The sequence below is a fragment of the Enterococcus salsurae genome, assembly GCF_054784955.1.
Genome location: NZ_BAAHWY010000003.1, coordinates 1 through 20044, shown reverse-complemented (window position 1 = coordinate 20044; position 20044 = coordinate 1). Strand labels below are relative to the sequence as shown.

Sequence of the window (20044 nt, the reverse complement as noted above, 5' to 3'; positions counted from 1 at the left end):
AAAGAGGTGCGCAAGAAGACGTCGCTTCATACGCACACTTAATGAAACTTTTATTTAATCAAATCTCTTCTATTTTACATCTTATCCGGCGCATGTAGACCCAACAGACGTAAATCTTCCTTCAGTAGGACTGTCACTGCATAGACCAGTGCCAAACGTGCGTCTTTTTGGCTATCTTCTGCCAATATCTTGACATTGGCATAGTATTTATTAAAGGCTTGTGCCAATTTGATGGCATGCTTGGCGATCACAGATGGCTCATATTTTTCCGCAGCTTGGAGAATCGTTTCTGGGTAGCGTTGGATCAATTTGATGACTTCCCAGCTATCCGCATCTGCCAAACCAGTGATGGCTGCGGTATCTGCATCAAATCCGCCTTTTTCAAGGATACTCATGGCACGGGCATGAGAATACTGCACGTAAGGACCTGTTTCACCTTCAAAACGCACCACTTCTTCTAATGTGAAGTCAAAGTTGTTCAAGCGATCATTCTTCAAATCATGGAAGACTACCGCACCGACACCGACTTGCTTGGCCACTTCTTCTTTGTTGACCAAGTTGGGGTTCTTCTCTGTGATTTGGGCATTGGCTGAAGCGATCGCTTCGTTCAAGACTTCTTCCAGCAAGACAATTTTGCCTTTTCTGGTTGATAGTTTTTTGCCGTCTTTCGTGATCAAGCCAAATGGCACGTGGGTCATTTGATCGGACCATTCAAAATCCATTTCTTTCAATACAGCTTTCAATTGTTTGAAATGATAGCTTTGCTCGTTGCCGACAACATACAATGATTTGGCAAAATCGTAGTTGCGTTTGCGGTAAAGCGCGGCGGCCATATCGCGAGTGATATAGAGTGTTGCACCATCAGATTTGCGGATCAAAGCTGGATTCAGATCGTAAGCAGACAAATCGACGATTTCTGCGCCTTGGTCTTCTTTCAGCAAATGCTTTTCTTCCAACAATTCAACAATTTCTGTCATCTTGTCGTTATAAAAAGCCTCCCCATTCAATGAATCAAATGACACTTCCAGCATGTCATAAATTTTATTGAATTCTTTCATTGATTCATCCCGGAACCATTGCCACAATTGAATGGCTTCTGGATCGCCGTCTTCAAGTTTTTTGAACCATGCACGGGCTTCATCTTCTAGTTGCTTATCGGTTTCGGCTTTTTCATGGAAATCTACATACAAACGCAGCAATTCATTGATCGGTTCTGCTTTGACTGCGGCTTCTGAACCCCATTTTTTGTAAGCCACGATCAATTTACCAAATTGAGTGCCCCAGTCCCCTAAGTGATTGATCCGGATTGGTTGATAACCGATTTTTTCCAAAATGAAACCAATCGAATTGCCGATAACGGTTGACCGTAAATGCCCCATTGAAATAGGTTTTGCAATATTCGGCGAAGACATGTCAATTGGTACGGCTTGTTGATTGCCGATCGTTTGATCGCCATAATGATTTTTATCTTTGATCACTGTCGCTAAGACATGCGCTGAAATGGCAGATTTGTCCATGAAAAAGTTCAAATATGGTCCCACCACTTCAATTTTTTCAAACGAAGTATCCGCCATTTTTTCCGCCAATTCGGCAGCTATTTGCTGGGGCGCTTTGCGGTAAGCCTTCGCTAATGCGAAGGCAGGAAAAGCGACATCTCCGTGATCGACTGACTTAGGATTTTCTAATAACTGCTGGACTTGTTCAATGGTCAAATCTTCTTTGACGACTTGGTAGATAGCTTGGGCGACGATTTCTTTGTTATTCATATTTTTTTGACCTCCTGTTATTTGGCGCTGTTCGATTGCAGCAAGAGAAACACATAAAAAAGCCTCTAGCGCATAACGATGCACTAGAGACGAGATTTCCCGCGGTACCACTCTGATTGTCCTATTGGACCCACTTTATTTCTGATAACGGCAGAATTCCGTTTGCTAGGCAAATTCTCACAAGTGCGTTTCACGCTCACGTCTGCTCGGCTTCCATCATCCCGAACTCGCTTGTATGACTGTTGAGGGTTACTTCTCTTGCATCATCAAATCTTGGCTATTGACTTCCCAGAAAGTATAACAAAGATATCTGCTTTTGGCTAGGTGCAGTTACCGCTTTAACCAAAAACTAATCTTTAGACTTTCGGAATGAACAGGTTGCCGGCGGTTGCTGCCATGATTGCCTTGATGGCATGCAGACGATTTTCGGCTTGATCAAACTGACGGGCATATGTGCTGCGGAATACCTCATCCGTGACTTCCATTTCCTTGATACCATACTTTCCAGCTGCTTCTTTACCGTAACTTGTTTGTGTATCATGGAAGGCTGGCAAACAATGCATAAAAATCACTTGTTCATTTTGGGTTTGATTGATCAACTGCTGGTTGACTTGATAAGGCAGCAATTGCTTGATCCGGGCTTCAAACTGTGCTTCTTCTCCCATCGATACCCAAACATCTGTATAAATGACATCTGCGCCTAAGACCCCTTCTGATACGTGATCGGTGATCAGAATCGCTGCGCCAGATTCTTGTCCATAGGTCTTGGCCAGTGCCACTAGTTGATCATCAGGAAACAAGGATTTGGGCGTTACGATGTGGATATTGACCCCTAAAATAGCACTAGTGATCAATAAAGAATTGGCTACGTTGTTACGACCATCGCCGCAATACGCAATCGTCAAACCAGCCAGTGTCCCAAAATTTTCTTGAACCGTTAAAAAGTCAGCAATCATTTGGGTGGGATGCCACGCATCTGTCAGTCCATTCCAAACAGGGACACCCGCTGATTCTGCCAATTGTGCCACTACCTCTTGACTTGACCCGCGATACTCCAGACCATCAAACATTCGCCCCAATACTTTCGCGGTATCTTCTACCGACTCTTTTGTTCCTAATTGGATATCGTTGGCGCCTAGAAATTCAGGATGTGCCCCCAGATCAGTCGTTGCGACTGTAAACGCCGCGCGTGTTCTCGTTGAAGTTTTTTCAAACAATAAAGCTATATTTTTTCCCGCTAGATATTGATGCGGCAAATATTGTTGCTTCATTTCTTTTAAATGTTGCGCAAAGTCAATCAAATACTGTAATTCAGCTTGGCTGAAATCTTTTTCGGCTAAAAAGCTGCGTCCTTGGAAAATCGATTTCATAAGTAAACCACCCTTCACTGCTATTTATTCATAAGAATAGCAAAAAATGAAATAAAATACAATATAAAGTTTAAAAACAAATAAAAATTCATTAATAACAAGAATATGAAACTTATTAAACCACAAAAAAACACCGATAAAACAAAGGTTCTTTGTTTTTTATCGGTGCTGTACTTTTAATTTTGTCTGTGCATAAAACTTACACTAGGATCTGCATTAAGCGCCAGCGTGCCAATACGCTGTTTTTGCAAGGCGATATGGGCATAGGCGCCGATCATCGCCGCATTGTCCCCACAAAGGCGCAAAGGCGGAATCAATAAATCGATTTCCGGATATTCAAGCATTGCTTCAGCCAATGCCTCACGTAAGCCTTGATTTGCTGCGACGCCGCCAGCAACGATCAATTGCTGTACAGGAAAACTTTGGCAGGCTCTGATCGTTTTTGTGACCAATACCTCGACGACACTTGCTTGAAAACTCGCAGCTAGATCTTCTGGCACCAAAGTTTCACCACGTTGCTCAGCATTGTGGACGTGATTGATAAAGGCACTTTTCAATCCGCTGAAACTAAAATCGTAATTGTCTTCATAGATCATCGCCCGCGGAAAGTGGTAGGTATCTTGTCCAATATGCGCCAAACGGTCGATTTCTTTGCCACTGGGATACGGTAATCCTAAGACGCGTCCGACTTTGTCATAAGCTTCTCCCGCCGCATCGTCACGGGTCTCTCCAATGATCTCAAATGAACCGTCCTCAACCATATACACCAACTCCGTATGACCGCCGCTGACCAGTAATGCCAGTAAGGGAAAGACCAATGGTTGAACAAAACGGGCAGCATAGATATGACCCGCCATGTGGTTGACGGGCAGCAATGGCAAATCATGTGCCCATGCAAATGCTTTGGCTGCTGATAGACCAATCAATAAGGCCCCGACTAAGCCTGGGCCATAAGTCACAGCCACTGCGGACAACTCATTGGGTGCAACTTGCGCTTCGGTCAGCGCATCTTCGATACAGATCGTGATTTGTTCTACGTGGTGGCGGCTGGCAACCTCAGGAACAACACCGCCAAAACGTTGATGACTTTTGATTTGCGAAGCGACGATATTGCTTAAAATCGTGTCGCCATTTTTGATAACAGCGACACTGGTTTCGTCGCAGCTGCTTTCAATGGCTAAAATCAATTCGTTCATTTGATTTATTCGCCTACTTTCTTTTCCATAATGAGTGCATCCTCTTCAGGATGTTGATAATATTTTTTTCTGCGTCCAATGACTGCAAACCCAGTGCGCAGATATAACGCTTGGGCTTGTAGATTTGACGCCCGTACTTCCAAAAAAATCCGCGTGCCCCCCGCTGCTTCAACGATTGCAAAGAAGCGCTGCAGCAATTCTTTGGCCAGGCCTTGTCCTTGATAAGCCGGATCGACAGCAAGATTGAATAGTTCGGCTTCATCCAAGACTTGCTGAAAACTCAAAAAAGCAATCAGTTTATCTGAGGCGCTGGATGCTTTGCTCAAGTATTGACTTCGCGGGTTTTGAAGATCTTGTGCAAATTGAGCTTCCTCCCATGGTGAACCCGTCAAATAACTGCTTTCTGCTAAGTCCCACAATTGTTTTGCAGAGGGGGACTGATCGTATGCTTGCTTATCCATCAATAAATTTCACCATATCCAATGCATCTTCATTGCCTTCCGTATAGTAGGCCGTCTTGATTGCCTGAGATTGAAACCCCAGTTGTCGATACAACCGTTGTGCATCACGATTGCTGAGTCGAACCTCTAATGTCAAGCGGTCACATGTCTGCTTTCGCGCATACTGTTCTAGTTCAGCTAAAAGGAAAGAACCAAGGCCTTTCCCCTGATATTCAGGAATGATCGCAATATTGGTGATATGGGCATCACCACCGAGAATCCGCACGCCAGCAAAACCAATCATGCGTTCCTGATATAAAACCCCAATGTATAGGTGCTTTACCCGAGAATACAGTTCCGATAAGAAGGCACTTTTCGTCCAAGGCAATTCTCCTGCATAAACGAGCCGTTCTACTTGCAGCAATTCTTTGATATCATCGCCGACTAATTCCCGCAAGACGTAAGTATTGCCTCTAAGATCGACTGTTCTTTCAGGATACTGAATGTGGCGAAATAATGTTAGCTTGCCTTTGATCGCTTTAAATTTTTTCAACATAGGCATCTGCTCCTGCTTCATGCACGGCCAACCAATTTTCTTCTGCTTCGACTAATTTCAAATAAGATGGGACAAATCCATGGATTGATGCCACTGGCACTTCTTGATCTGCGAGTGCGGCCAGGACCGCTGCTGAGGGATAATCCCAAACAGATACTTGGTTGATGCGTGCATGTGGTAATTCTTCTTTGATCTCCGCAGCAAACTTGGCTGTATCAGCGCCTACGAACAATACATCTCCATTGGTTTCCTTCTTCAAAAGTGTCAATAGGCTATCCAATGACATATGCTGATCATCAACAATCGAAGTCAATGCGGCCGCTTGCCATTGATATACACCAGTATAGACATTGTTTCTTCTGGCATCAAACAGTGGAACGATCCATTGAGGAACACCCACGCAGTTTGCAGCCACTACTTTCAAACTAGACACAGCGATCAGCGGAATCGCCAAAGTATGGGCCAACGTTTTGGCTGTAGTCACCCCGATCCGTAAACCCGTATAGGATCCTGGACCTTTGGCAACAACGATTTGTGCCAATTCATTTGGTTTTACACCAACTGTCTGCATCATCTGCTGGATGGCAGGCATCAAAGCTGTGCTATGATTTTTGATCGCCATTGTCTGACTTTGTCCTAAAATTTGATGACCATCCACCACGGCAACTGCCAAGGTTTGGTTAGACGTGTCGATTGCTAATGTTTTCATCGTTGCTAATCTCCCCATTCAAAAAAACTCTCTCATATTCTACCATATTATGACTGATTGCCCAACAAGGACAAAAAAAGCTTAAACAAGCGTCAGATACTATGCCTTTGGATACAGGCATAGCCATCGTCTTGCTGTTTAAACTTTGGTATTGTTCATTAGGCCATTTTATGTGTTTGCTTGATGTGCACTGGAAGCACGTTTGATCAGTTCCGTAGCAATCGTTACTTTTCTGGGTACCGGTGCTGGTGAGGCAATCAATTCCATGAGGGTAGTGACTGCTAGCTCTCCAAGCCATTCCGTATGCACTTTGATCGTAGACAAAGCCGGTGTCACATACTTCGCCACACTGACATCATTGAAGCCGATCACTGCGATATCTTCTGGGATGCTGATGCCAGCTTCTTGCAGTGCCCGCATCCCGCCAATAGCTAACGCATCACTAGAGGCAAAAAAAGCAGTGGGCAATGGCCGCTCTTGTGCCAGAAAGTCCTTCATGGCTAAATAGCCGCCTTCAACGGTAAACGGTGCTTGCAGTAAATAGTTGGCGTCATACAATTTCAGCTGTCGCAAACGGGCTTCAAAAAAGTAACGCCGCGGGTCAAAGATTTCTTGCTGATGATCTTTGGTAAATTCGATGCCAGAAAGCAAACCAATTTTTTGATGGCCTTTCGCTATAAAGGCATCGATCACGAGATCTACCGCTTGCTGAAAGTCCACCACTAATGAGTCGACCCCATAAGAAAGGGCATCGAAATCAACCATTAAGAGGTGCTTCTGACTTTTTTTCAATTGCTGGATCTGTTGATCGCCAAATTTGCCAATCGTGATTGTTCCGTCCACAGGTGTATCTGACAAGGTATCGAAGGGTTCCTTGAGCAGGCGAATCCCTAACTCTTCTGCTTTGTTCTCAATCCCTAAGCGAATCGCTAAATAATACAGATCCGCCAATTCTTCTTCCGTATCGAACCACTGGATCAGCCGAATGCTGCTGGTTTCAGCAGCTTTTTTCTTATGCTTGGTATAATTCAGCGCCTCGGCAACTTTGAAGATCTTTTCTTTGGTTTCAGCGCTTACGGATAATTCACTATCGTAATTTAAGACGCGAGACACAGTTGCCGGCGAGACACCTGCTTGCTGCGCAATATCTTTGATCGTAGCCATGCTATCCCTCCTTTTCCTCATAGATGGTTTGGCTCACAACTGATCGATAAATGTCTGGAAGGCAGCTTTACCTGCCGCATCACGTTTGAAGACTCCAGCATGGGCCAACACTTCGGCAAAAATATGCCCTACTGCTTCCTGCAAGATTTCTTCTGCGTTTGCCTCGGTCAGATTGGGATGTGCTGCTTTCAACTGGTCTGCCCACACGTGATGATAGTCTGCCATTTGATTGGGTTGATCAAGGAGATACTTGGCCACTTCTTTTAATTCTGGCACTAGGCGCGGCGGCAAGACTGCTAACCCCATGACTTCGATCAAGCCGATATTTTCTTTCTTGATGTGCTGCACATTCTTATGGGGATGAAAGATACCATCCGGATGTTCTTCAGATATATTATTGTCCCTCAATACGAGATCCATTTCGAACAGGTCGCCTTTTTTGCGCGCGATTGGTGTGACCGTATGATGCGGCGTTCCATCTATGGAAAAGGCATTGATCGATACAGTTGGATCAGAGTAATTACGCCATTGGGCCAAAATATAATCTGACGCCAAGGCCAACTTCTGCTTGTCTTTGGCTTGCAGTCTGATCACTGACATGGGCCACTTCACGATGCCGGCTGTGACATCGGCAAATCCAGTCAAACTGAATTCTTTTTCGACAGCTGCTTTTGCCATCGCAAATTCATGCCGACCACCTTGGTAATGATCGTGGGATAGAATCGAGCCGCCCACGATTGGCAAATCTGCATTCGAACCCACAAAATAATGGGGCATCACTTCAACGATCTGCAACAACCGACTGAAGGTTTGCAGATCGATTTTCATCGGCCGATGTTCCAGTGAGAGAAAAATCGAATGTTCATTGTAGTAAGCATATGGCGAATATTGAAACCCCCATGCCTCATGATCCAGATTCATACGGATGATACGATGGTTGGCGCGCGCTGGATAGTTGATTCTGCCTTGATAGCCTTCATTTTCCAAACAAAGCATGCATTTGGGATAATCCACTTGACTGCTTTTTCCTTCTGCAGCGATTTGTTTCGGATCTTTTTCGGGTTTTGATAAGTTGATGGTAATCTCTAGATCGCCATACTCCGTTTTGACTGGGAAAACAATGTTCTTTGCAATACTTCTGGTTTTGATGTAATCATTTTGTTTAGACAATGCAAAAAAGTAATCCGTCGCTGCTTTGGGATCTGTGGCATAATGCTGCGCAAAAAATGCATTGACCACTGATGGCGGCGGTGTCAAATAATCCATCAGTTGGGCTTCGAACTGTTCGCGTTGGGCCATTGTATCGCCAATCACCTGGTTTTCGATGGCTTTTTCAACAAGGGTATCCATCAAGTCCAACGAAGAAGCCGGTTCTTGCTGCACAGTTTCCTCCATCACATCTTCACCGATCATTGCCAACACGCGGTTCTGCAAATAGATGCGATCCAGCGCCATCCAGCCCCCTGCTTTGATCGCCAACGTGACAAAATCACTAATTGTTTGACTGATCGTCATAGGTCAAGTGCCTCCTAATCTTGATAACCATCTGGATGACTGACATGCCACTTCCAGGCAGTTTCGATGATTGCTTCAACGGTCGTATATTTTGGCTGCCAGCCTAAAATAGCTTTCGCCTTATCACTGGAAGCCACCAATGTACTTGGATCGCCAGCGCGACGTGGTGCGATCCGCGCTGGAATATCTTTTTCGGTCACGGTACGGGCTGCTTCAACCATTTCTTTGACCGAGTAGCCGTTGTTGCTGCCTAGATTGAAGACATTGCTCTCATTGCCTTTTTGCAAATAGTCTAACGCCAACAAATGTGCCGCGATCAAATCTTCCACATGGACGTAATCACGAATACAAGTACCATCTGGTGTATCATAATCATCGCCAAAGATGGCGACTTCTTTTCGTTGGCCTAATGCGGCTTGCAAAATGATTGGGACCAAATGTGTTTCTGGATCATGGTCTTCTCCTATCGTGGCATCCGCTTTGGCACCAGCGACATTGAAGTAGCGTAAAGCAACAAATTTCATGCCATAGGCTTCATCACACCAGCGCATCATTTTTTCCATCATTAGTTTACTTTCACCATATGGATTTTTGGGATTGGTGGGCGTCATTTCCGTGATCGGGCTTTCTTCTGGTTCTCCATATGTCGCTGCTGTTGAAGAAAAGACTATATGCTTCACGGCATGCGCTTGCATGACTTCAAGCAAGATTTGCATGCCATAGACGTTATTATTAAAATATTTCAATGGCTTTTCGACAGATTCCCCGACCAAAGAGCTGGCTGCAAAATGGATCACACCTTCAATGGTTTCTTTTTCAAAGACTTTTTGCAAAAAGTCTATGTCACGAATGTCGCCTTGATAAAATGTTGCTGCTGGATGGACTGCTTGACGATGTCCTGTCAATAAATTATCAACGACTGCTACTTCTTTTCCTTGATTGATCAGTTGATCCACCGCATGTGAGCCGATGTATCCTGCACCACCTAAAACTAAAATCGTCATTTTTCAGCCTTCTTTCTTGATTTCTTTCACGTTCCTTATTCTACAGTTTTCGCGCCCCATCATCAATACTCGCTTGATAAATGTCTGCTGCATAGCCGATTTTGTCTGCATAAGCGGCCAATACGTGCGCTTTGAAGTCATCCCACTGACTTGCTTTGACCAATGCAATCCCACATCCGCCAAAACCTGCGCCAGTCATTCGGGCACCTAAGACTGCTGGATGTGCTTGCGCGGCTGCAGCTAACGTATCTAATTCAACGCCTGTGACTTCGTAATCATCTCTTAGCGAGGTGTGCGAGTCATTCAATAATTGACCAAATGTCACTAAGTCCCCTGCAGTCAATGCGGCCTTTGCTTTCAATGTGCGCTGATTTTCTGTTACTGCGTGTTTGGCACGCTTGATCAAAGTGTTATCGCCAATCAAATCTGTATTGGCAAAGAAGGTCGCTTCATCCAATGCACCTAGTGAATCGATCGCTAACTTGGTTTGCAAGCGTGCCAAGGCTTCTTCGCATTCCGCGCGGCGCTCGTTGTATTTCGAATCTGCCAGTTCACGACGTTTATTGGTATTCATGATCGCAATCACATATTCACCAAATGCGGCTGGCACAACTTCATAATTTAATGTATTTGTATCTAAAAGCAGTGCATGATCTTTTCGTCCCATGCCAATCGCAAATTGGTCCATGATCCCTGAATTGACACCAATAAATTCATTCTCCACTTTTTTGCCGATTTTCACTAGATCCAAACGATCTAATGACAGGTCAAATAAATCTTCCAACATGACACCTGTCAGCAATTCGATCGAAGCCGAAGAGGATAAACCAGCACCATTTGGGATATTGCCATAAAATGCGACATCAAAACCAGTTGTGATGGCATAACCGGCTTCTTTCAGATAGCGTAAGACGCCTTTGGGATAATTGGTCCAATTGTCTTCCTTGCGGTAATCTAGTGCATGCAAAGCAAAAGAAATGGTCCCAATCTCAGGAAAGTTCTCCGAATACAAACGGACTTGCTGATCTTCACGCTTACGCGCAACTGCATATGTGCCTAATGTAATCGCTGCTGGAAAGACATAGCCACCATTGTAATCGGTATGTTCTCCAATCAGATTGATTCTTCCTGGTGCAAAGTACGTGTTTGTTCCAGCTTCACCAAATCGTTCTTCAAAAATGCGTGCTAATGTATCCATATTCTCGCTCCTTTATCCTATTTAGTAAATTTATTATAAAATATTTACTAAATTTTATCAAGAGTTTACTCATGGAAAACGTGTAATTTTTGATTTATTTTGTTCTTTGGCGCATAATGAAGATATCAATAAAGGCGAGGTGTTTGAAGATGAAACGATTTTTATCCGGATTTCTGATCGGTACAGCAGCAACAGTAGCCGCTGCAGCAAGCGTAGTTTTGACTGTCAAAAAACAAGTGATTGATCCAATCGATGAACAACAAGCTGCCCATGACGAAAAACGCAAACGGGCAATGCGCAAAAGTGCTGCGCGCTGATTTTCTTCACAATAAAAAAACGCCACCATTCATTGGTTGGCGTTTTTTTCTGTGCTGCAGCCGAAACTTTGCGCTAAAATAAGAAAAAGTCTGTCTACGGGAACGTAAACACACTTTTTCAACTTTTTTATACGGTTGTTTTCTTTTTGGTCTTGCCGCTCCAACCTTCATATCCTTCTTTTAAGATATAGACATTGGTGAAGCCTTCTTTACGTAATTTATTGGCCGCTCGAATACTCAATGATTTTCGCGTATCGTATAAATAGATTGGCTGATCCTTGCGAAACGCGCCAAAAGAATTGCTTAGCACCGTAAAAGGAATGTTGCGGGCACCCATAATATGGCCGCTGTCAAATTCATTTTTTTCACGTACATCGATCACTTGTGCCTTCTTCATTCCTGCTTTGAATTCATCTTCGGGAATGATCGTTGCTGATCGTCGCCCCATGATTTGAAAATAACCCCAGTTTAGGGCGATTGCTAAAATAATCAGTGCCAAAACAAGATTGACCCACATAATTGGTGACATGTTTTCCTCTATCCTCTCTGCTCTTACTTCATTGGTGATGATCAGTCGTGTTGACCACGACTATTTTGCGAATTGCAATGCCAATGATGCGGCGCCTATCACACCTGCGTCATTGCCTAATTCTGCTAATTTGATTTCGGTACTTTCAGTGACTTGAGGGAATGTGAACTTGGCAAAATAAGCTGCCACGCGTTTGCGCAAAAATTCTCCCGCTGCCGAAACGCCGCCACCCAGAACAATACTTGCTGGGTTAAGGGTATTGCCTAAATTACCGCAGGCTAAGCCCAAATAGAAACAAACTTTATCAACGACCATCAACCCAAAAGGATCATTGGCTTGTGCAGCTTCAAAAATATCTTTACTTGATACTTCTTCGCCATTGTCTAATTGTTGTTTCAATTTAGAATTTCCCGCATATTCCTCAGCTAAAGTTCGTGCGACCCTCACAACGCCCGTTGCACTAGATACCGTTTCTAGACAACCGCGCTTGCCGCAAGTACATTCATAGCCCTCAGGGTCTACTGTGATATGGCCAATCTCGCCAGCACAGCCAGCTTTACCATGAAGCAGCTGACCTTCCATAATGATGCCGCCGCCAACACCGGTGCCTAATGTAATAAAGATGACATCAGGATTATTCTCACCAGCACCTTTCCAACGTTCCCCTAAAGCTGCAACATTGGCGTCGTTGTCGATAGCAAAAGCAATACCTGTTCCTTTTTCAATCAACGATTTGACAGGCTGCAAAGTTTTCCAGTTCAGGTTGTATGCACCGATCACCGTGCCTTTATCCCGATCTACACTGCCTGGGGTCCCCATGCCGATGCCGATAAAGTCTTCAGGTTTCATATCATATAAACCTAGACGATGATTGATCGATTCAACGATTTCCGGCACGATATGGGCACCTTCATCAAGAATATTGGTGTCAATACTCCATTTTTGTTGAATCTCTCCTTCTGTTGTCAAAATAGCAAATTTGACTGTCGTGCCGCCTAAATCGATGCCGATGATTTTTTTGTCCATCACAATTTTTCCTCCCGACTTTCTTCTATTCGATGTTCACGTTTAAGGATGTGCCAAGCGGTCATATAGGTATCTTGATCGATCAAACGACTGTCATAAAAGTTTTTCAATTCGATCTGCATCAACTCAATATCGTAAATACGCTTGCCTACATAAATATAAACACCAAATTGTTTCAGTAATTGCTGTACGTCATATAACGTCTCCATAGAACCACTTCCTGCTTATTATACAAGTATTTGATATTTTTTTAAACCATATATCACAAAAATCACCAATAAGAAAACAAAGACAATACCGGAGATGATTCGGGTATGAATAGAATACTTTCCGTAATTTTTGGGCAATGCCAAAAGGTTCCCCACTAACAGTCCACCGATGATGCCGCCGACATGACCCCAAATATCTATGGATTGATCAAACAAACCAAACACAAGGTTCAATCCAACAAATAAAGCGAACTGCCGCACCATCGCTTGAATGCGGTAATCGTTTTTGAAATGCAGCCCCAAAATCAAAAAGGCGCCAAATAAACCAAACAAAGAAGTACTTGCGCCTGCCGATTGTACACCTACTTGGTTAAAGGCAAAGCTCATCACATTGCCCATGATCCCGCTTAGGATATACAAGCAAAAAAAGCGGCTGTGGCCATATATAGCTTCCACTTGCTGCCCCATATAATACAAGATCACTGAATTGATCGCGAAGTGCGCCAAACCGAAATGCAGAAAAATCGGTGTGACAAAACGCCAGTATTCGTGCATATACGCCACAAAAGGACCATACATCACACCACCGGCCTGGATCATCGGTGTCAAATAACCGAGAATAAAAACAATTGTTTGAATCGCCAAAAACAAATAAGTAAAGAATGGCTGGTTCCGCCATTTTTTCATCAAAGTATTCATCGTACTGCTCCTTCGTTTGTTGCATCATAGCTGTCGGTAATGATTTTATCCACTGGGATATCAAAGGCTTCTGGCTGCCATGCATCATTGATTTGCTCTGAAAATGCCAAAGATATCGTTTTTCCTCTATAATTTGCTAGAAACCGATCATAATAGCCGCCACCAAACCCGATTCGATAACCAGTAGTCGAAAAAATCAAACCTGGCACAAGGACAAGGTCCAAATGCAGTGCAGCTTTTTCACTGATGGGTTCTTCCACACCGAAGGCGGACTTTTGATAAAGTGTATCTCCATCTACCTCAAAAAAATGCAATGCTTTGTCGATCGTTTTAGGTACGGCGATCCGCTTATTTTCTTTGATCGCCTGTGCAAAGATTGGTTGGGTATCAAACTCAAAAGGAAGTGCGCGAATCACCCCGATCGATGACGCATTTTGCCATGCTTGAGAGGCAAACAGCATTTGCTGCATCAATCTTTCTTTCTTCTGTTTCCGTTTTTTAGGGAGTTGTTCTAATGTATTGATCATCTGTTTTCTCAAAAAAGCTTTCTCCATGAAATCACTCCTCTCAGAGATAGTACCAAAAAAAAGCGTCAAAAAGCAAACGCGAATGAGAGAAAATTCGTTTTTCTCTACGTATCACGTTGACGATGCTTTTTGACGAATCAATAGATATAAAAAATAAGGCGCGCCTACCAGTGAGATAATGATCCCTGCTGGTATCTCACCACTTGTCAATATCAGACGACCAATCGTATCACTGGCCAAAACCAAGATACTTCCTATCATCCCAGATAAAACGCACGCGGTGCGGGATTCTTTTCCGATGATCCCTTTGGCGATATGAGGTGCCAGTAAACCGACAAAAGCCAAATTACCAGTAAAACCAACGGTACTTGCAGCCAATCCGACAGCCAATAAAAGAAACCATGTACGCAATCTCGTGAGGGAAACCCCCAAACTAATTGCCTGTTCTTCCCCAAATCCTAGCAGATTCAATAATGGCACTGTCCAAAAAAGAGCACCCGCCAGTAGGATGACCCAAGGGAGCAAACTGATAATCTGGGTCCACGACGTCCCCCAGATTGCGCCTGAAAGCCATGAGGTCACAAAGCTGTATCGATCCTTTGACAGTTGGACCGTCAGTAGCAGCGTTCCTGCAGCCAATCCTGCATTGACCGCGATCCCAGCCAAAATGACCCGTTCCATTGACAAGAGTTGCCGGTATTTGTATGCGATAAAGTATACGAGCAGCGCTGCTGATAAGCCCCCTATCACACCAACCAACGGCAGCAAATACGACCCCTGCGCATAAAAGCCCAAATAGACGATCACGAATAACCCAGCGCCATTATTGATGCCTAAGATGCTTGCGTCTGCCAATGCATTCCGCGTCACACCTTGCAATGCAAAACCAGAAAAACCAAAAGCCAGTCCAGCAATCAGTGCCAAACAAGCCCGCGGCAAACGAAAGGAAAACAACGTGAGCACTTGGCTGCTGGAAGCAATCCCTTGCAGCATATCCAGCAAGACGCGGAAGGAAAGAAACGTTTTGCCGATCATCACACTAGCCAGGAATGCGGCAATCAGCACAAAGTAAACAATCATCACTTTTTTCTTCATCCTTGCTCCCTCCGAATCTTGATCAATAGGAAAGGCACACCGATCAAGGCTAAAATCGCGCCAAAAGGTGTTTCAAACGGTGGATTGATCAAGCGACCAACCAAGTCCGCCGCCATGACCAGCGTGCCGCCGCCAATGATTGTCAACGGCAGAATCAATTGATAATTTTTACCCACCAACCCCCGCGTCACATGGGGGACCATCAAACCAATAAAACTGACCGGCCCTACCAACGATACCGCCATCCCGGCTAAAACCACCACTACCAATAAGGCAGCACCTCGTATTCCTTGAGGATGTTTGCCAAGGGCGATCACTGTATCATCCCCTAAAGACAAAAGATTGAGCGATTTCCCCATACCTAGTGTCAATAGAATGGCCAGTACATAAATCGGTGTGACAAAGCACAATTGTGCCCATGTCACATTCGCCGCTCCGCCTATGAACCAAAAAGCCAGATCTTGATTCAAGTCAAACTGTAAGGACAATGTTTGGCTGATGGCTGAAAAGAAGGAGCTTAACGCCACCCCAGCTAAAATCAAGCCCGTCGGCGACATGCCTAAGCGTGCATACTTCGTAAGTAAAAACAAAAAGGCTGTAGCAATGAACGCTCCTAAAAAAGAAAAAAGTGCTGCCTGACTTGGTTGGATCTTTGGAAACAAAATAAAAGCGATCGCCAACCCAACCGCTGCCCCACTATTGACCCCTAAGAGCCCACCATCCGCTAACGGATTCTTGGTGATTCCCTGCATGATGGCACCAGTGACCGCAAAGCAACTGCCTACGAGAAAAGATGCCAATACCCGTGGCAAACGAATATTACGCAGCACTTGGTGTAATTGATTTTGATAGTCAAAGTCGAAGAACGCTTCTTTGATTGTCTGCAAAGAAATATCGGCGGCACCTTGTGTGATCGCCAGAAAGAAAATACCGATGAAAAGGAGACAAGCGAAAAGCAAAAGCCAAGTAAATCGTTTCATGACTCTGCCCCCAAATCATACGTCAAAATCAATGGTTTGCGACTATTGGGAAAGGTTGTCAATGTGGCTTCGATATCAAATAAATCTTTGAGCCACTGGGTGGTCAAGACTTCCTCAGGTGTACCGCACGTCAGCAGCATCCCAGCTTTTAAGGCATACATATAGTCGGCAAAGCGCGATGCATGGTTCAGATCATGGATCGACATAATGATCGTTTTCCCATACTGTTGGTTGATTTGCTGCAGCAACAACAATATTTCTAATTGATGCGCTGGATCCAAAAAAGTCGTTGGTTCATCCAAAATCACAATATCGGTATCCTGTGCCAACGCCATCGCGATCCATACTCGCTGTTTTTGACCGCCTGACAACGTCCCGATATTTTCGTCGGCCAGTGCCTCAAGTCCAGTCGCCTGCAGTGCCCACTCAATCGCTTCAAGGTCTTTTTGGGATAGACCGCTGAGCCCTTTTTGATACGGGTAGCGACCATAGGAGACAATTTCGCGAATCGACAAGCCGATGGAAGAATCACTGATTTGCGACAAAAGAGCGATTCGACCAGCCACTTCTTTGGTTTTGATTTGATGGAGCTGTTTTTCATCCAAAAACACGTCTCCCGATAAGGGTGTCAAGACCCGCGCCAGTGCCTTCAATAAGGTCGACTTTCCGCTGCCATTTGGTCCAATCAATCCAATGATTTGTCCTTCTGGAATCTCGATTGTTAGATGTTGCACAATTTTTTGTTTTTGATAGCCGACCGTCAAGTCAACTGTTCTTAATTTCGCCATAATTCTTCCTCAATCATACATACTGATAATGATTATCAATTATGCTTGTTTTTCTTTGATTCGTCAATAGCTGTGAAAAAATCTCTTTTTAAGATTGACAAAAACAGCTTTCTTCGCAATAATACCTTTATGGATTGAGAATCATTCTCACTTAATAGAATGATCGTTCAATTGAGAACAAAGGAGGATAAAAATGACAAAACGATTCCAAGCAAAAAAATGGCTAGCGATGCTTTCTTTGCTTTCACTAGTGGTGCTGGGTGCATGTTCCAATAGCAATGAAACCAATGACAGCACAGCAGACACAACAACAAGTGCCGCAGTTGAAACAACATTGACCGATGCTGCCGGCAATGAAGTCACGATCCCTGCCGATCCCCAGCGTGTGATCGCCAGCTATTTAGAGGATTATCTGGTGGCTTTAGATGTGACGCCAGTTGCGCAATGGACCGTCGGCAATGACAGCGATCAAGCCTACTTGCAAGACAAATTGGCTGATGTCCCACGTATCAACTACGATTTACCTTACGAAGATGTGTTAAGCTACGAACCAGATTTACTATTAATGGATAGCAATTCAATGATTGAAGGTGATAAATATGCCCAATACAGCAAAATCGCCCCAACCTATGTCGTGACCAACGGCGAAGACGTAACTTGGCGGGATCGTTTAAACGATATTGCCAAAGTATTGCATAAAGAAGATCAAGCAAAGCAAGTTGAAACAGATTACGATGATTTGGTTGCTTCAACGAAAGAAACGTATGCAGATAAAATCGAAGGCAAATCCGTGGCCGTCCTATGGGTCGTCAATAACTCGGCTTTCATGGTTGCACAAACCAAATCAAGCGGTCAATTATTGTACCAAGAACTTGGATTTTCAGTTCCTAGTTTAGTCACGAAAATCAGCGAAACAGCCACTGCGGACTGGTCTGCTGTTTCGTTAGAAAAACTTGCAGAATTGGATGCAGATTATCTGATTTTGGTCAATAGTGATGAAGGTGCCGACTTCTTCAATGATCAAGTTTGGCAAAATCTCAAAGCTGTCAAAGATGGCAATTTATGGGAATTTGGACCAGAATCCAGCTGGTTATACAACGGACCGATCGCCTATACCAAAATGATCGAAGATATTCAAAGCAAACTCAAATAAATGTAGCCACGATTCGTCAAGTAGTTTTACTTAACAAAATACACAAAAAGACTGGCTTTCCCTTTCAAATCATGCTATTATATTTTAGTCTGAGAGATTTCTTGGAGGATTCTTGAATGGTGAGGGGGGAAAATCATGCGCGTAAACATCACATTAGAATGCACTTCTTGCAAAGAACGCAACTACTTATCTAATAAAAACAAACGTAACAATCCTGATCGTTTGGAAAAGAAAAAATATTGCCCACGTGAAAGAAAAGTTACTTTACACCGCGAAACAAAATAATACAATTAAGAAGTTCATAAACGCTGATAACCAAGGCGTTTGCGAACTTCTTTTTTTGAATATCTCAATTTGACCCACATATTGACCCACAACAAACGAACTTTTCTTCTATTATAATTTTTGAAACACATCCTTAGCCGCTCAGTTACCAAGGGATATATCAAAGACGTATCTCTTAATTAATGTTGCAAGATCTAGAATAATAAATTGAAGAACGCAAAAAAGCCCTATCCAATTAAAGGACAGGGCTTTATGCTTAAATTGTAATACCTGACACCCAATAGGACGTCACCTTACCGTCTTTGGTCGGTCCGATCGCTAACCAACCATATCTGCCTGATCGTGGCTGACGGACAAAGGCATGGCCGTTGCGCTGAACTAGTACCCGATCGTACTTCACTTGCTGACCACGTGTCAATAAAGCAAGGATACCTAGATTGGACGGTGTAGTCGTATCCCCACTAGATGTACCACGCAAATTAATGCCAGCAGTTGCAGTCACCGTCACAGTACCTGAGCGACTATGCCAAACATTCGCTGGAGGCGTTGCTACAGCAGTGTTGTTTGAGCTACTAGCTTTATACTCTTCAACAGTATCTTTTCGAGTTGTAATGTACAGTCCAGATTTAAGCTTAAACCTTGGATACTGTCCGCTATATTCCAATCCTGTGACTGTCAAAACTGTACCTTTTGGCACAATATCACCAACTCTATTTTTAAGTGATACTTCTTTATAGGCCCAATCAGCTTTAACCAATCGGATTTGATTAAATTTAGTCGTGTGATAATTATTGATGTTAAAGGTGCTCGTAGATGAGTTATTATTCGAAGAACCTTTCAACCGATTGCGTACAGTTGTCATATTGATTCCAGGACAGCTATTCGAGGTATGTCCAGAAAACTCATTATGTCCCAAAACATCATCTACTTTAAGACCAAAACGATCCATTGCAGCACGTGCTCGAGCATCGAAAGCTGCTTCTTGTTCTGCAGTAAACGATCCATTACCAACCACACAAATGTGATATGTTTTGCTATTATGGTTGCCAACACCATTAGTCGTCACATTGTCATTATAGATCCTTTGTACCGAACCATCCCGCAAAATGACTTCATGGTATCCACCTGTCCCCCAAGCTTGTTCTTTTGTCTTGCTGAATGCAACATCTATAATGTTCAACTTTAATTTGAGTATGCTAGCTCCTGACGAAAGGTCCGAAAAAGCTAAATCATAAACTGCAAGGCTATCTGTTGGTGCTATAACAATCGAAACTCGCATGTCATCTACAGTTGCTGTGTGGCCTGCGTATCGTCGCCATCCGTCTGCACAAGCTAACCAAACGTACTTTTCTTGTTCATCAATTTGAATCATATATATCCCTCCATTCATTTATCGCTGACGATTGCGGAATTATCAGTCACTCTTCCTCCTGTTCCAAAGCTCTAGCATTTTCTAGAACGTTGCTAAAAAGGTAACTAAGATTTTCTGTGTCAAGTTCATCAGGATAATTCCACCCA

22 protein-coding genes are annotated in these 20044 nt (G+C 43.7%); 3 read left to right on the top strand and 19 right to left on the bottom strand.

Annotation, left to right across the window (positions count from 1 at the left end; genetic code table 11):
- Positions 1-74 precede the first annotated feature (74 nt).
- The 10 genes from argS to ACYVRS_RS08265 form a co-directional block, all read right to left on the bottom strand.
- On the bottom strand, positions 75-1766 hold the full coding sequence (argS, locus tag ACYVRS_RS08310) for an arginine--tRNA ligase (RefSeq protein WP_313538680.1): 1692 nt from the start codon (positions 1764-1766) through the stop codon (positions 75-77).
- Between the two features lie 356 nt (positions 1767-2122).
- A complete protein-coding gene (gene argF, locus ACYVRS_RS08305) occupies positions 2123-3136 on the bottom strand; it encodes an ornithine carbamoyltransferase (protein WP_461203140.1) in 1014 nt (337 codons plus the stop codon).
- Positions 3137-3312: 176 nt separating this feature from the next.
- The gene (tsaD, locus tag ACYVRS_RS08300) at positions 3313-4332 is read right to left on the bottom strand and encodes a tRNA (adenosine(37)-N6)-threonylcarbamoyltransferase complex transferase subunit TsaD (protein WP_313538684.1); all 1020 of its coding nucleotides are present in this window, start codon (positions 4330-4332) and stop codon (positions 3313-3315) included.
- Between the two features lie 5 nt (positions 4333-4337).
- Entirely contained in the window at positions 4338-4793 is a 456-nt protein-coding gene (rimI, locus tag ACYVRS_RS08295) for a ribosomal protein S18-alanine N-acetyltransferase (RefSeq protein WP_312541222.1), read from the bottom strand.
- The gene (gene rimI / locus ACYVRS_RS08290) at positions 4786-5328 is read right to left on the bottom strand and encodes a ribosomal protein S18-alanine N-acetyltransferase (protein WP_054116492.1); all 543 of its coding nucleotides are present in this window, start codon (positions 5326-5328) and stop codon (positions 4786-4788) included. Before rimI (ACYVRS_RS08290) ends, rimI (ACYVRS_RS08295) begins: the two co-directional genes overlap by 8 nt.
- A complete protein-coding gene (gene tsaB, locus ACYVRS_RS08285) occupies positions 5312-6037 on the bottom strand; it encodes a tRNA (adenosine(37)-N6)-threonylcarbamoyltransferase complex dimerization subunit type 1 TsaB (RefSeq protein ID WP_461198294.1) in 726 nt (241 codons plus the stop codon). The genes rimI (ACYVRS_RS08290) and tsaB overlap by 17 nt, the downstream gene beginning before the upstream one ends.
- 168 nt (positions 6038-6205) lie before the next feature.
- Positions 6206-7201: a LacI family DNA-binding transcriptional regulator gene (locus ACYVRS_RS08280; RefSeq protein WP_313538689.1), complete on the bottom strand. Its 996-nt coding sequence runs from the start codon at positions 7199-7201 to the stop codon at positions 6206-6208.
- 33 nt (positions 7202-7234) lie between these two features.
- The gene (gene galT / locus ACYVRS_RS08275; protein WP_313538691.1) at positions 7235-8716 is read right to left on the bottom strand and encodes a UDP-glucose--hexose-1-phosphate uridylyltransferase; all 1482 of its coding nucleotides are present in this window, start codon (positions 8714-8716) and stop codon (positions 7235-7237) included.
- A 14-nt stretch (positions 8717-8730) separates the two neighbouring features.
- A complete protein-coding gene (gene galE / locus ACYVRS_RS08270; protein ID WP_461203139.1) occupies positions 8731-9720 on the bottom strand; it encodes a UDP-glucose 4-epimerase GalE in 990 nt (329 codons plus the stop codon).
- A gap of 40 nt (positions 9721-9760) precedes the next feature.
- Positions 9761-10918 carry a galactokinase gene (locus tag ACYVRS_RS08265; protein ID WP_313538695.1) on the bottom strand — a complete coding sequence of 386 codons (1158 nt, stop codon included), beginning with the start codon at positions 10916-10918 and terminating at the stop codon, positions 9761-9763.
- A 149-nt stretch (positions 10919-11067) separates the two neighbouring features.
- Here ACYVRS_RS08265 and ACYVRS_RS08260 point away from each other — a divergent pair, with 149 nt between their 5' ends.
- Positions 11068-11235: a DUF3042 family protein gene (locus tag ACYVRS_RS08260; protein WP_082348657.1), complete on the top strand. Its 168-nt coding sequence runs from the start codon at positions 11068-11070 to the stop codon at positions 11233-11235.
- 127 nt (positions 11236-11362) lie between these two features.
- Here ACYVRS_RS08260 and ACYVRS_RS08255 read toward each other — a convergent pair whose 3' ends face one another.
- The 8 genes from ACYVRS_RS08255 to ACYVRS_RS08220 all read right to left on the bottom strand — a co-directional run bounded on the left by ACYVRS_RS08255 (position 11363) and on the right by ACYVRS_RS08220 (position 17088).
- Complete coding sequence (locus ACYVRS_RS08255) at positions 11363-11764, bottom strand: rhodanese-like domain-containing protein (RefSeq protein WP_054116486.1); 402 nt, start codon at positions 11762-11764, stop codon at positions 11363-11365.
- A 60-nt stretch (positions 11765-11824) separates the two neighbouring features.
- On the bottom strand, positions 11825-12790 hold the full coding sequence (locus ACYVRS_RS08250; RefSeq protein WP_312498984.1) for an ROK family glucokinase: 966 nt from the start codon (positions 12788-12790) through the stop codon (positions 11825-11827).
- Positions 12790-12999 (bottom strand): YqgQ family protein, encoded by a 210-nt coding sequence (locus ACYVRS_RS08245; protein WP_313538697.1) that lies wholly within the window; start codon positions 12997-12999, stop codon positions 12790-12792. The genes ACYVRS_RS08250 and ACYVRS_RS08245 overlap by 1 nt, the downstream gene beginning before the upstream one ends.
- An 18-nt stretch (positions 13000-13017) precedes the next feature.
- On the bottom strand, positions 13018-13698 hold the full coding sequence (locus tag ACYVRS_RS08240) for a rhomboid family intramembrane serine protease (protein WP_312498982.1): 681 nt from the start codon (positions 13696-13698) through the stop codon (positions 13018-13020).
- A complete protein-coding gene (locus ACYVRS_RS08235; protein WP_461198291.1) occupies positions 13695-14252 on the bottom strand; it encodes a 5-formyltetrahydrofolate cyclo-ligase in 558 nt (185 codons plus the stop codon). Before ACYVRS_RS08235 ends, ACYVRS_RS08240 begins: the two co-directional genes overlap by 4 nt.
- Before the next feature lie 84 nt (positions 14253-14336).
- Positions 14337-15320 carry a FecCD family ABC transporter permease gene (locus tag ACYVRS_RS08230; protein ID WP_313538701.1) on the bottom strand — a complete coding sequence of 328 codons (984 nt, stop codon included), beginning with the start codon at positions 15318-15320 and terminating at the stop codon, positions 14337-14339.
- Entirely contained in the window at positions 15317-16300 is a 984-nt protein-coding gene (locus ACYVRS_RS08225; RefSeq protein WP_461203138.1) for a FecCD family ABC transporter permease, read from the bottom strand. The genes ACYVRS_RS08230 and ACYVRS_RS08225 overlap by 4 nt, the downstream gene beginning before the upstream one ends.
- Complete coding sequence (locus ACYVRS_RS08220; protein ID WP_054116479.1) at positions 16297-17088, bottom strand: ABC transporter ATP-binding protein; 792 nt, start codon at positions 17086-17088, stop codon at positions 16297-16299. Before ACYVRS_RS08220 ends, ACYVRS_RS08225 begins: the two co-directional genes overlap by 4 nt.
- Positions 17089-17281: 193 nt before the next feature.
- Here ACYVRS_RS08220 and ACYVRS_RS08215 point away from each other — a divergent pair, with 193 nt between their 5' ends.
- Both ACYVRS_RS08215 and rpmG read left to right on the top strand, forming a co-directional pair.
- Entirely contained in the window at positions 17282-18241 is a 960-nt protein-coding gene (locus ACYVRS_RS08215) for an ABC transporter substrate-binding protein (protein WP_461203137.1), read from the top strand.
- Between the two features lie 135 nt (positions 18242-18376).
- Positions 18377-18526: a 50S ribosomal protein L33 gene (rpmG, locus tag ACYVRS_RS08210; protein ID WP_005229384.1), complete on the top strand. Its 150-nt coding sequence runs from the start codon at positions 18377-18379 to the stop codon at positions 18524-18526.
- Positions 18527-18782: 256 nt separating this feature from the next.
- Here the strand turns inward: rpmG and ACYVRS_RS08205 are convergent, their stop codons facing one another.
- Complete coding sequence (locus ACYVRS_RS08205; protein WP_461203136.1) at positions 18783-19898, bottom strand: DUF5776 domain-containing protein; 1116 nt, start codon at positions 19896-19898, stop codon at positions 18783-18785.
- Between the last annotated feature and the right edge of the window lie 146 nt (positions 19899-20044).